This is a genomic window from Kitasatospora sp. NPDC002522, assembly GCF_053595195.1.
Map to the genome: position 1 here is coordinate 93496 of NZ_JBSFXE010000030.1, position 11076 is coordinate 104571.

The following is an 11076-nucleotide window of genomic DNA, read 5'->3' on the forward strand; positions in this document are numbered from 1 at the left end:
GGGTGGTGCAAGGGCGGGGTCGGGGCGGCGGTGTCGGCCGCCGCCCCGAAGGTGCTCGCCGATCAGCTCTCGCGCTTGTCCCGGCCGCGCTGGCCCGGGATGTGCCCCGGCGTGGCCGGCGGCTTCGCCGCGCTGCCGGAGCGGGAGTTCTCGCGGCTGCGCCGGGGGCCGGGGATCGTCGGGATGGCGCGCTCGTTGTCGTCGCGGTGCTGCATGGGATGCCTCCTGGCGCTGGTGGTTCGAAGGGGTGTCGGCTCGGCGGTGGGGTGCCACCCCCACCGCTTGCCAACAAGAGAACTATATCAGAGTGCGAGCATGATTGGGCTGGAATTCCGCGCCTCTTTCGCCATTCACCCGACCGGCCCAACCGGACGCCGTGCGACCGGGCCCCCGGTCGCACGGTGGGCCGTCACTCCGGCCCGGCCTCCTCGGCCAGCACGGCGGCGTGGTGCTGAGCCCCGAACTCCGCCGTCGGCAGACGCCAGTCGGCGGCGTCGGCCAGGCGGACCGCGGCGCAGCGGGCCGCGTGCGCTGTCGGGAACCCTCGCTTCAGCAGGCGCCCCCGGCCCCCGGTCAGCGCCACGCTGAACCGGGTCGCGGCGTCCGCTCCCGGCCAGGCGTTGCCCTCGACGCGCAGCCCGGGGTGGAGCGAGCGCCCCGACACGGCGGAATCCACCTCCTGCTCCAGCAGGACCGCGCGCAGGCACTCAAGCAGATAGGCGTCGTACGCGCTGCGCTCCGGCAGGCCGGCCAACCGGTCCACGAAACCGCGCAGCTGACGGAGCGAGCGCGGGAGCCGGGCCCGCTGCTGCGCCAGGGTCTTCTGTTCGGCAGTTAGGTCCGCTTCGGTCACGGCTGTCCGGTCCCTTCCGGTGGTGGGTGCTCGCTCTCGCCGCGGCCTCGGCGGCGGGGTGGGGCGGCGGGCCGGGTGCCCGCCGCCCATTGCCAGGTCAGCGCCGGAACTCGTCGCAGCAAAACGGCTTGTAGAGGTCGCCGTGCTCGCGCCGGGTGCAGCCGCATTCCGCGCACAGGCCGCCGACCCACGCGGCGGGGACGGCGTTGACGTACACGCGGTACGGGTCGCCCCGGAAGCCGTGGGCGTCGACCGTGATCACGCCCTGGGCGTCGGCGGCCACCGTGCGCCCGTTCTCCAGGTCACGCCGGAGCATGGCCAGTGTCGTCGTGCGGGAGTTGCCCACCGGGACGACGGTGCGCCCGTGCGCGGTGTCCGCCCAGATCTCGAACGCCTCGCCGGTGAGCGCCGTCTCCAGCTCCTCGTCGGCCAGGGCGGTCAGCGGGCCGAGCGTGGTCATCGGCCCGCCCCACCCCCAGACGCCGGGGCGCACCACCAGGGAGCCCTCGGGGCCGTCCTCGTACCGCCATGCGCTGTCGGTGGCCACCGAACCGGCGTAGACCGCGCGGTGGTAGGTCTCGCGGGCCTGGCGGTCCAGCGGCAGGGGGTGCCGGCTGACGGTCACGGCCGTCTCGTCGCCGCGCACCAGGAACCCGGTGGTGCGGCCCCGCCAGGGCTCCTCCTGGTGGAGGGAGGTCGGGCGCAGCCCGGCCTTCAGCAGGGCGGCGGTGACCATCTTGCGGGCCTGGGCGGCGGCGGTGGGCTGGTGGGTGCGCACGGTGGTGTCTCCTCGGTTCGGTATCCGGTTCGAAGGGGGCCCGGGGCGGCGGGGCCAGCCGCCGCCACGGGCAGGTGTTCGGTCAGGTGTTGGTGCGGGCCGTGCCCGGTGCGGGCACGGCCTGTCAGGTGAGCCGGTCGGCCAGGAGCACCACGGGCGTGCGCGGGTGCTCGGAGCCGTTCCCCCAGCCGTATCCGTGGCGGTCCACGTGCACGACCGACGGGTGGTTGACGGGCAGCGCGCACCAGGGGCCGGGAGCGCCGTCGGGGCGGGCCTTGCAGAAGTCGGCGGCCATCGCCTGCACCTCTTCCCAGATGTCGTCCGCGTCGTCGGGCCCGTGTTCGGCCCTCAGCCGGGTGTAGAGCTGGGGGAAGGTCTCCGCGGGGTGGTCCAGCAGCAGCATCACCAGTTCCCGGGCCTCTTGGGGCAGGGAGGCGGCCAGGTGCGGCTCAAGGGGGTCGAACAGGGCGAGGGCCATGGTCAGGCCCTCCGGGTGGGGCGTGGCGTGGAGCTGGCCGCCCAGGCCGCAGCGGAACTGATCGGCGGCGACCTTGTTGTCGAAGGGGCCGATCCGGACCGTCGGACGTCCGGGGCTGGTGAGAAGGAGGGAGAGCTGCATCGGGGCTCCAGGTCGGTGTGTGGTTCGAAGGGACCGGGGGGCGGCGGTGCCTGCCGCCGCCCCCCGCGGAGTGCGGGTGGTCAGGTGGTCGGAACGACCTCGACGATGCGGTGCACGTAGCCGTCGCCGCTCACACCCCCGTGCCACTGCCGTTCCACCAGCGCGAGGGTGTCCACCCGCGAGTGGTCCGGCCGGACGGCGTCCTGCGGATCGCCGGCCAGCGGGGGCCGCTCCCATGCCTCGCCGGGGATGATCAGGTACCTCTCGCCGCCGATCCCCCAGGCGTACCCGCGCTTGACGTCCATGTGGTTCCTCCGGTGGAAGGTGCTCCGCTGTTGCCAACAAGAGAACTATATCAGTTCATAGCCACGCTGGCAAGCGTGATCAGTCCCCTTCGACCCCGGGGCCGGGCAGTGCCCGCCGCTGCTCCACGCTGTCCGACGGCTCCCCGGTGACTACCTCGCCCGGGACGACGCGCGGCTGCCAGCCCAGCTCACGCAGAGCAGTGGCCAGCTCGCGCGGCATGACCGTCCCGGTCAGCGCCCGGCGGTCAGCGTTGAGCCGCGCCAGGAACTCCACCAGCAACTCCAACGGCACCTCGTCCGCCTTGATGGAACCGGTCGACCCGTCGAACGACAGCCGCACCGTCCCGGAGGCGAGGGCGCCGTGCTCGCTCCTTCGGGTGCCCCCGCGACCGTCGGCCACCCGGGCGTACCCCCGGTAGAACAGCCCATACCCGCTCTCGACACTGCTCGCTCCGGTGCTCAGCGCGGGCAGGACCGTGCGCAGCCGGGCGAACGCCGCCACTCGGCCCCGGGTGGCGGCCTGCTCCTGGTCGCGGTGCTCGAAAGCCTGGGCCGCCGTGTCCCGGTAGTCCGGGAGCAGGCGCCGCGCGATGTCGCGCGCGATGTCCTGGGGTGCGCGGTCACCCGCGACCGTGATCCGGTGCTTCGCCCGTCCCCGGTACTCGCTCGGCACGATGCCCTGGATCGTCAGCCGCTGGCCGGCTGCGCCCTTGCAGTGCGCCTTCTCCCGCCAGATGTGCAGTTTCCAGCCTTCCGGGTGCTCGAGTCCGACCGAGCCGTAGGCGTTGTTCTCCCGGCGGTGGGTCCAGCCGCGCCGCTCGGGGTCGAGGGCGTTCAGGGCGTCGGCGATCTGCTGGCCGAGCGCGGCGAACTCCTCGGCGAGCGCCTCCCAGCGGTGTGCAATCTCCATGTCGGTCCCTTCTTCGGTTCGAGGTGGGTGCCCCCCACGGCCCGGCCGTCGGGGCGGCCGGGCCGTGGGTCAGGGCGTGCAGTCAGAACAGCGGCTGTGCGTCGTCGAGTAGCGACGGGGTGCCGAACGGGTCGTCCCCGATGGCGAACAGGGAGACCTGCGTGGCGCGCGGCGCAGCGGTGAAAGCGTGCGCGGGGAGGGCCGTCCAGTCGGGCCGGCCGTTCTCGGCGGTGGGCTCGGTGGGTGTCGTCGCTGCCGGATCGTTCATCGGATCTTCCTGGGTGCGGTCGGGTGGAGGTGTGCGCGGCCGGGGTGGTGTGCCCCGGCCGCGGGGTTGGTCAGAACGGCGGTTCGGTCCCAGCTGCCACCTTCGCGGCCCACTCGGCGTCGGCGAGTTCCCGCGCGGCGCGGGCGAGGGCCATGCCCTCGGCGGCGCCGCGCGGGAACTCCGGGGTGCAGGGCGCGCTGCCGATCAGGCCGTCGGTGGAGGGGTGGTAGATCTCGACGCGGCCCGTTGTCGGCGTACGAGTGAAAGTGCTCAGCCACGTACGGGTGAATGTGCCCAGTTCCTGAGGTGTTGAGGGGTGGTGCCCGGCACTCTGCTGCTGTCCGGTTCGTGGACGGAGGGCAGCTGAAGTGGTCTTGGATCCGCATCGTTGGCTGGAACTCCGACGCTTCCGTGGGCTGCACGAGTCCGGCGTGATGAGTCTGTCGGAGATCTCGAAGGAGACCGGGCTCAACCGCCGCACCGTCCGCAAGTACCTTGCCGCGCAGGCTCCGATCGCACCGCCGCGCCGGGCTCCGAACGGGCAGGCCCGCAAGCGGATGGTGGACGAAGTCGCGCCGCTGATCGACGCGATGCTGCGCTCGGAGATCCTGATCAAAGGCGCGGTGGTCCACGAGCGGTTGGTCGCCGAGTACGGCTTCACCGGCAACTACCAGCGCGTGAAGCTCTACCTGCAGGAAGCGCGGCCCCGGATCGCCGAGGAGTTGGGCATCGCCCCAGGCGAACTGGCGGGACTGCACCGCCGGTTCGAGGTCGTCCCCGGCGCCCAGGCCCAGGTCGACTGGGGAGATGAGGGCAGGATCCTCGCCCACCTCGGGATCCCGAAGGTCTACTCCTTCCACATGGTGCTGTCCTACTCGCGCGACCCGTTCTGCTGCTTCACCACCAGCCAGGACCTGGCAACGTTCTTCGACTGCCACCGCCAGGCGTTCACGCACTTCGGCGGAGTGCCGATGACGATCGTCTACGACCGCACCAAGACCGTAGTCCGCCGCCACGTCGCCCCGGGCGAGGCGGTCCCACTCCATCCGGAAGCGGTGGCCTTCGCCGGGCACTACGACTTCGACATCGACGTGTTGGCCGCCTACCGCCCCCAAGGCAAGGGCCGGGTCGAGCGGCAGGTCGCCATCGTCCGTGACCACGTCCTGGCCGGCCGGGCCTTCTCCTCCATCGAGGAACTCGACGCGGCGTTCACGGCCTGGGTTCCGCTGCGGCGAGCGCGCGTCCACGGCACCCACGGCGAGGTCATCGGGCACCGCGCCGTCCGCGACCACATGGCTCTGCGGCCGTTGCCGCCGAGGCCGTACGTGATCTCCCAACGACACCTTCGGCCCGTCGGCAAGGACTGCCTGGTCGCCTTCGACGCGAACCTCTACTCGGTGCCGGCCCGAAGGATCCGACCCCGCCAGCTGATCGAGATCCGGGCCACGAAATCCCAGATCGTGCTGCACACCACAGTCCCCGACAGCCGCGGCCAGACCCTGCTCGCCGTCCACCCGAGGGCCGTTGGACGAGGCGCGCGCGTAGTGGACCCCAAGCACTGGGACGGCCTCCCCAAGGGCGACAACCGCCGCGTCACCACGGGTGATGTCCCGTCCCAGCCCCGGTATCAGGACTTCCTCGGTGACCAGGCCGGATCGCTCCAGGCCCTGCTGACACGGGCGGCGGCCACCCGCGTCGAGGTCGGGCGCCGCCCGCTTTCGGTCTATGACGAGCTGACCGGAACCCGCCCCTTCACCACCAACTCCGATACAAAGGAACCAAGTTGAGCAAGCTGACCGGCAACCGCATCCGCACCACCGCCGCCAAGCTCGGCCTGCCCCACCTGGCGGAGAGCCTCAACCAGTACGCCCAGCGCGCGGAGGAGGGCAAGCTCGGCTACCTCGACTTCCTCGACCTCGTCCTGGCCGAGGAACTCGCGGTCCGCGACGACCGGCGCTTCCGCCAGGGCCTGCGGCTGTCGAAACTGCCGCACCACAAAACGCTGGAGGACTACGACTTCTCCTTCCAGCCCGAACTCGACCCACGCAAGGTCAAGGACCTCGCCACTCTGTCCTTCATCGAGGCCAAGGCCAACGCCGCCCTGCTCGGCCCGCCCGGGGTCGGCAAGACGCACATCGCCGTCGCCCTCGCGGTCGCAGCCTGCCGGGCCGGATTCTCGATCTACTTCACCACCCTGGACGACATGGTCCGCCACCTGAAGACCGCCGAGGCCAACGGCCGACTGGCCGGCAAGCTCCGCACCTACCTGCGGCCCGGCGTCCTCGTCGTTGACGAAGTCGGCTACGAACCCCTGGAGCGCGCCGAGGCGAACCTGGTCTTCCAGGTGATCTCCAAGCGCTACGAGAAGGGCTCGATCATCCTGACCTCGAACAAGACCTTCAGCGAATGGGGCCAGGTATTCGGCGACGAAGTCCTCGCTACCGCCATCCTCGACCGGCTCCTCCACCACTGCGACGTGATCTCCATCAACGGCCCCAGCTACCGCCTCAAAAACCGCCTCGCAGCCATCGAACGCGACACCAACGCAGCCTGACCGCAGGCAGCTTTTGGCCGGCTACCGAACGGCGCAGATCTCCGGCATCGGCAGGCGCCACTCACCCAGCAGATCGACGAGCACCCGACGGGCCAGCTCCCGGGCTTCGCCCCAACCCGGATCGACCGCCATGGCCTCTCTGCTCCACCGATCCGAGTTCTCCTGACCACTCATCCCAGCGAAGATCGCATCAATCGCTCGCAGGTCAGGAAGCACCTCACGGCTGACCTCCCCGTCCTCGACAAGGCTCGCGGCCATGCGGAAGGCATGGTCGAAGTCCAGTGCGACCTCGTCTGGCAGGACACCGTGCTTCTCCACCCATGCCAGCTGAGCCGACGGATCAGCCGCCACCACGGTCAGCGACTCCACAAGCAAACGCCTTCGAAGTGAAGGATCAGGGCTCCTCATCCGAGGATCGTCGCATGCTCCGGCACCAGGCGGATACCTACTTCGCCCTCAAGCTGAGCACGTTCATCTGTACCCGACTGAGCACTTTGACGAGTACGCAGACACCCGTTCCGTAGCAGCCGGTGCACTCCGGTTCGCGCTCGTCCGCGTCGCGGTGGGTGAGTTCCATCGGGTCTCCCTGGGTTCTGGCTCGAAGGGGGTGGGCCCGGGGTGCCGCCCCGCTCCAACAAGAGAACTATATCAGCTCATGGCCACGCACGCAAGCGTGATCCGCCCCGTCACGGACCGACCGACCACCGCGCTATCCTGAAGCCTCGTTCCAGTCTCCTTGTGAGAACTGGTTCGAAGGGAGCGGCAGCGTCGAAACCTGCCGCCGATGGCGGTCCGCGCCAGCCTGCCGTCAGCTCGATGGGGGGTCCCGCCTTATGGCGGGGCGGACCGCCGTTCGTTTCCCCCGGCCCGCCCGCACCGGTCACCCCGGGACGTCGTAGACGTGCGGGACCAGGAAGCGCAGCGCGGCGGCGGCGGGACCGGCCAGCTGGCCAGGCAGACAGTTCGACTCCTCCATGGCCGCTAGCGCTTCGGCGGGCGGCATCTCCCAGAGTCCTTCCGCCCATCTCTGCTCGGAGTCGTCGGCCCACTCGGCGGTCTCCCTCAGCAGGGCGGCGAACAGGTCGCCGGCTACCTCCTCGGCCTTCTCCACGTGCCTCTCCTTTCCGGTCGGTCCGGGGGCGGGGAACCGCGTCTGCAACCCCCCGCCCCCGGCCTTGCTGTCAGCCCTGGGACTGGACGCCCCCGGTCGCCTGCTGCTCCGTCTCGGGCCCGTCCGCGACCCCGATCACCTCACCCGCCGCGCCCTCCTGGGCGGGCTGCGCCTGCGGCTCGGGCGCGGCCTCGGGCTGCGCCTCCGGCGCGGGGCTGCTCTCCCCTGCTGATCCGTCGTCGTCGCCCTGGTCGTCGGTGTCGGCCGACTCGCCACCGTCGGCCTTGTCGTCCTGCTTCGTCTTGGCCTCGTATGCGGCAATGGCCTGGCGCTCGCACTCGGCCAGGGGGTAGTCGAACGTCTCCTCCAGGAACCGCAGGTAGGTGACCATCTCCTCGGTCGGCTCCAACCACTCCTTGTCGCCCATGACGTAGTACTCGATCGCGGCGACCACCCGGGCGAACATGCGGTGCCTGCGGCGCGTCTTCGGACCGGCGGCGATCAACTCCGCGAACGGGTCCTCCGCCCGCTCCCACTGGCTGCGCCCCTCGTTCGGGTCCGGCACGCCCAGCAGGAAGGCGGCCACCTCGGTCCGGCCGGACGCCACCGACTTGAACCACCACTTCGCGTGGCCCATGACCGTTCGCTCGGTCAGCGCGTCGGCGGCCTCCGGCAGGTTCTTGCCCGCGATCGCGGCGCGCAGCACCTCCTGCCGGACGGTCCGGGCCGAGCGCCACGCGGCGGTGCCCTCGCGCTTCGCCTTCGCCTTCGCCTTCTCGGCCTCGGGGTCGACCGGGGTCTTTCCCGCCTCCTCCAGCTCCTTGGCGTACTCCTCGGTGGGCTGGTGGCCCTCGGCGTGCCAGTTGGTGCACACGTAGACCACCGCCAGCGTGTCGGGGTCGATGGTCGCGCCGTGGCTCGGGCAGACCTGGGAGTGCACCTCCGTCGTCAGGGGCTTGCCCAGCGCGGTGAGGAGGTGGGCGAGCGGCTGGGCGGTGTGGCCCAGCCACCGCCACGGGAAGTCGATCACCCGCACCCCGGCCGCGCTCAGCTCGTCCGCGACGGCCTGCCGCTTCGCCTCCTCGGCCTGCCTGTCCTTGATCGCCTGGAGCGTCTGCCGCCACTCGCCGTTCCCGGCCTTGCCCGACGCGAGATCCCGCTTCTTGGCGTCCTTGAGCTTCTGGAAGTCCCCCCACCCGCCGCCGACCTGCTGCCACTGGTCCATCTCGACCCAGTCGAAGTCAGCGTGCAGCGCGTTGACCCGGTCGGCCTCGCTGAGCTGCGCCGCGCCCTTGGCGGCCTTGAGCTGGGCTGCCGAGACGCCCAGCACCTTGGCGTGGCGGCGGCGGCGAGCCTCGGGCACGTCCATGAGGGCCAGCTGCTCGGCCACCTGCAGCTCGTCGGCCTTGGTGGCGTTCTCGCGGAACTGGTTCTCCAGCAGGGAGAGCAGCAGGGTCTCGTCGTCCGCGTCGGTCAGGTCGTGGTGGACCAGCGCGGGGACCTTCGGGAGGGTCTTGGGGTCGATCCCCTTGGCCTTGGCCTTCTCGGCGGCCTCCTGGGCGGCGAGCAGACGCCGGCGGCCCTTGAAGACGCCCCACGTGCCGTCGGCCTGCCTGCGGACGCCCACGGCCTCCTTGACGCCGACCTCGGCGACGCTGGCCTTCAGGCGCGGGGACGGGGGTGCCACCTTGCCCTGGCGGTGGTTGAACGGGTCGACGACCAGTTGGGACGAGAGGAACTCGAAGTACTCGATACCGCTGGTCTGGGTCGGCTCGGCGATCGGCTCGGCGACCTTGGTCCTGGCCATGTGTGGTCCTTCCTTGAGGGGTGCTGGTTCGAAGGGCGCAGCGTTGGCGCTGCGGGCCGGGGCGGCGGTGCCTTCCGCCGCCCCGGCGGGGTGGTTCAGTCGCGGGGGACCCACAGTCCGCGCTCCTCGCGCCGGATCTCCCAGTCGCGGCGGCCCGGCTCCTTGCCGGGGCGGAAGTCCTCGCAGCCCAGGAAGCTGCCCGGGCGGCCGTGCTCCTGCTTGGCGTCGCCGCACTCCAGGCACCGGGTGATGGCCTGGCGGAACTCGACGCACACCGCGCGGTGCTCGTCCAGACCCTCGGACAGAGCGTGGTGCGGGGTCGGGTGGCCGTCCCGGTTGGCGGGGTTGGTCCAGTCGCCCGGGTTGCGGCGCCCCTCCGCGGTGGCGACGTCGAACCGGCCGACGTACGACCACGGGCCGACCGGGGTGAACTCGGCCGGGGCGCTGGGCTCGTTGAACATGTTCTCCGGCCAGAGGGTCACCAGGCAGGCGCAGCCGGGCACGGTGTACTGCCATCCGGCCAGGTACCCGCCGTCCTCCCAGACGGTGGCGGTGAACTCCCCGAACGCGAGCGGGGCGAGAGCGGCGGCGGCTTCCGGGTGGACGGCGATCGTGCGCATCGTGTGCCTTCCTGTGGGGCTGGTCCGAAGGGGTGCCGGGCCGGAGCGCCCGCCCCGTCCCAACAAGAGAACTATATCATGCGTTGGCCATGCTGGGAAGTGGGCTTACCCCACTCCGCGCCGTTCGCTGGCCTGCCGATCGGCGCACGGCTCGGCCACCTCGTACGGCCTCACCAGCGCCCCGCGCTGCGCCCGCTCGGTGGCGGGCGCAGCGCGGGGCGGGCAATCAGGCTTGTGGGGTGGGGCCGTACGGGCCGTACCAGGAGCCGGACGGGCTCCGGCGGGTCACGGTCAGCTCAAGCTGGAGTCCCTCCGCATCCTCGGGCAGCGCCACCTGTACGCGGGCACCGGCCCGGGAAGTTGAGATCACCTCACCGGTGCTCACTCCGCCGCCGTGGTGCACCGTGATCGTGCTTCCGGGCGTCAGGCCGAGGAAGTCGGGGGCGCTGAGGTTGGCGACGGTGCGCCACCACTCGGCCTTCTCGCGAATTCCGCTGAGCGGGGCCGGTGTCATCGGCTCGAACTGGTCGCCCGGCCGGAAGTCGAGTCCGGCCGCGACGAGATCGGCGGTCGGGCTGAAGAGGTGACCATCGGTGCAGGCGGCCGGGACGCTGGACGCGGGGAGCTCGGTGGTGGTGTTCATGGACGTACCTCTCTCGCGGTTCATGCGGAGTCCTTGGTTCGAAGGGGGCGCCGGCCCGACGAGGGATCCGCCCCACCGCCTTCCAACAAGAGAACTCTATCAGGCTTATGGCACGGTGTCGAGCGGGAATCGGCCCGGCCGCCGCGCCCGCGTCCGTCAGTCGTCGGGTCGGCGGCCTGGCTGTTGCTGGCGGGGCCGGCTATCCCGCCCGCACTCAGTCCCCCAGCGAGTAGCGGTCGTAGTTGCCGCACGGGCGGCAACCCGAGTAGTCCGCCCATGCGTCCTGCCAGTTGGTCGCCGGCTCGCCGCACAGCTCGCAGAACCGCTGCGGGTCCGCGCTCGCGCACCGGCTCCCTGCGTCCGCCTCGGGGGCGGCCTGCGCCGCGTGCTGCCAGTACGGGTAGTGCTTGGTGTCGAAGGTGACGGGCTGCGCGCAGTTGGCGCAGGTGTGTTCGGTCCTGATCTTGGCGGCCACGGTGTCTCCTGCGGTGACGTGAACGGGGAGCAGCGGGTCTGCCCGCCCGCGGATCAGCACCCGCGGATCACCATCGCCGGCGATCTGTGCGCGAAACAGAACCAGCGCGTGTTGATCGCAGGGGGAGGCGGAG

At 71.4% G+C, this 11076-nt stretch carries 15 protein-coding genes; 2 read left to right on the plus strand and 13 right to left on the minus strand.

Going from position 1 to position 11076, the window contains the following annotated elements; genetic code table 11:
* Positions 1–62 precede the first annotated feature (62 nt).
* The 7 genes from ACWD4U_RS24325 to ACWD4U_RS24355 form a co-directional block, all read right to left on the minus strand.
* Positions 63–215, minus strand: coding sequence for a hypothetical protein (locus ACWD4U_RS24325; RefSeq protein ID WP_363461875.1), 153 nt, complete (start codon positions 213–215; stop codon positions 63–65).
* Positions 216–409: 194 nt separating this feature from the next.
* The gene (locus ACWD4U_RS24330; RefSeq protein WP_363461873.1) at positions 410–853 is read right to left on the minus strand and encodes a hypothetical protein; all 444 of its coding nucleotides are present in this window, start codon (positions 851–853) and stop codon (positions 410–412) included.
* Between the two features lie 97 nt (positions 854–950).
* The gene (locus ACWD4U_RS24335; protein ID WP_363461871.1) at positions 951–1631 is read right to left on the minus strand and encodes a hypothetical protein; all 681 of its coding nucleotides are present in this window, start codon (positions 1629–1631) and stop codon (positions 951–953) included.
* 124 nt (positions 1632–1755) lie between these two features.
* Positions 1756–2250, minus strand: a complete 495-nt coding sequence (locus tag ACWD4U_RS24340) for a hypothetical protein (RefSeq protein ID WP_363461869.1) — start codon at positions 2248–2250, stop codon at positions 1756–1758.
* Positions 2251–2330: 80 nt separating this feature from the next.
* The gene (locus tag ACWD4U_RS24345) at positions 2331–2555 is read right to left on the minus strand and encodes a hypothetical protein (RefSeq protein ID WP_363461867.1); all 225 of its coding nucleotides are present in this window, start codon (positions 2553–2555) and stop codon (positions 2331–2333) included.
* Positions 2556–2634: 79 nt separating this feature from the next.
* The gene (locus ACWD4U_RS24350; protein ID WP_363461865.1) at positions 2635–3465 is read right to left on the minus strand and encodes a hypothetical protein; all 831 of its coding nucleotides are present in this window, start codon (positions 3463–3465) and stop codon (positions 2635–2637) included.
* Positions 3466–3547: 82 nt separating this feature from the next.
* Positions 3548–3733, minus strand: a complete 186-nt coding sequence (locus ACWD4U_RS24355; RefSeq protein ID WP_363461863.1) for a hypothetical protein — start codon at positions 3731–3733, stop codon at positions 3548–3550.
* 434 nt (positions 3734–4167) lie between these two features.
* Between ACWD4U_RS24355 and istA the strand changes: the two genes are divergently transcribed.
* Together istA and istB are read left to right on the plus strand one after the other, a co-directional pair.
* Positions 4168–5520 carry an IS21 family transposase gene (gene istA / locus ACWD4U_RS24360; RefSeq protein WP_449787294.1) on the plus strand — a complete coding sequence of 451 codons (1353 nt, stop codon included), beginning with the start codon at positions 4168–4170 and terminating at the stop codon, positions 5518–5520.
* The gene (gene istB / locus ACWD4U_RS24365) at positions 5517–6287 is read left to right on the plus strand and encodes an IS21-like element helper ATPase IstB (RefSeq protein ID WP_363461859.1); all 771 of its coding nucleotides are present in this window, start codon (positions 5517–5519) and stop codon (positions 6285–6287) included. The genes istA and istB overlap by 4 nt, the downstream gene beginning before the upstream one ends.
* Before the next feature lie 21 nt (positions 6288–6308).
* On the opposite strand, the gene ACWD4U_RS24370 is transcribed toward istB, so the two are convergent.
* From ACWD4U_RS24370 to ACWD4U_RS24395, 6 genes are all read right to left on the minus strand, one after another.
* Positions 6309–6656, minus strand: coding sequence for a hypothetical protein (locus ACWD4U_RS24370; protein ID WP_363461857.1), 348 nt, complete (start codon positions 6654–6656; stop codon positions 6309–6311).
* A 511-nt stretch (positions 6657–7167) separates the two neighbouring features.
* Positions 7168–7398 (minus strand): hypothetical protein, encoded by a 231-nt coding sequence (locus ACWD4U_RS24375; protein ID WP_363461855.1) that lies wholly within the window; start codon positions 7396–7398, stop codon positions 7168–7170.
* Positions 7399–7468: 70 nt separating this feature from the next.
* Positions 7469–9205 carry a ParB/RepB/Spo0J family partition protein gene (locus tag ACWD4U_RS24380; RefSeq protein ID WP_363461853.1) on the minus strand — a complete coding sequence of 579 codons (1737 nt, stop codon included), beginning with the start codon at positions 9203–9205 and terminating at the stop codon, positions 7469–7471.
* 95 nt (positions 9206–9300) lie between these two features.
* Positions 9301–9825 carry a hypothetical protein gene (locus tag ACWD4U_RS24385; protein WP_363461851.1) on the minus strand — a complete coding sequence of 175 codons (525 nt, stop codon included), beginning with the start codon at positions 9823–9825 and terminating at the stop codon, positions 9301–9303.
* A gap of 226 nt (positions 9826–10051) precedes the next feature.
* On the minus strand, positions 10052–10468 hold the full coding sequence (locus tag ACWD4U_RS24390) for a hypothetical protein (RefSeq protein WP_363462215.1): 417 nt from the start codon (positions 10466–10468) through the stop codon (positions 10052–10054).
* 214 nt (positions 10469–10682) lie between these two features.
* Entirely contained in the window at positions 10683–10943 is a 261-nt protein-coding gene (locus ACWD4U_RS24395; protein ID WP_363462213.1) for a hypothetical protein, read from the minus strand.
* Positions 10944–11076: the final 133 nt, after the last annotated feature.

What these genes read in the sequence shown, in the direction of transcription:
- ACWD4U_RS24325 (WP_363461875.1), bottom strand. Translation starts at nt 215, where the DNA reads ATGCAGCACCGCGACGACAACGAGCGCGCCATCCCGACGATCCCCGGC.
- ACWD4U_RS24340 (WP_363461869.1), bottom strand. Translation starts at nt 2,250, where the DNA reads ATGCAGCTCTCCCTCCTTCTCACCAGCCCCGGACGTCCGACGGTCCGG.
- ACWD4U_RS24345 (WP_363461867.1), bottom strand. Translation starts at nt 2,555, where the DNA reads ATGGACGTCAAGCGCGGGTACGCCTGGGGGATCGGCGGCGAGAGGTAC.
- ACWD4U_RS24350 (WP_363461865.1), bottom strand. Translation starts at nt 3,465, where the DNA reads ATGGAGATTGCACACCGCTGGGAGGCGCTCGCCGAGGAGTTCGCCGCG.
- ACWD4U_RS24355 (WP_363461863.1), bottom strand. Translation starts at nt 3,733, where the DNA reads ATGAACGATCCGGCAGCGACGACACCCACCGAGCCCACCGCCGAGAAC.
- istA (WP_449787294.1), top strand. Translation starts at nt 4,168, where the DNA reads ATGAGTCTGTCGGAGATCTCGAAGGAGACCGGGCTCAACCGCCGCACC.
- ACWD4U_RS24380 (WP_363461853.1), bottom strand. Translation starts at nt 9,205, where the DNA reads ATGGCCAGGACCAAGGTCGCCGAGCCGATCGCCGAGCCGACCCAGACC.
- ACWD4U_RS24385 (WP_363461851.1), bottom strand. Translation starts at nt 9,825, where the DNA reads ATGCGCACGATCGCCGTCCACCCGGAAGCCGCCGCCGCTCTCGCCCCG.
- ACWD4U_RS24390 (WP_363462215.1), bottom strand. Translation starts at nt 10,468, where the DNA reads ATGAACACCACCACCGAGCTCCCCGCGTCCAGCGTCCCGGCCGCCTGC.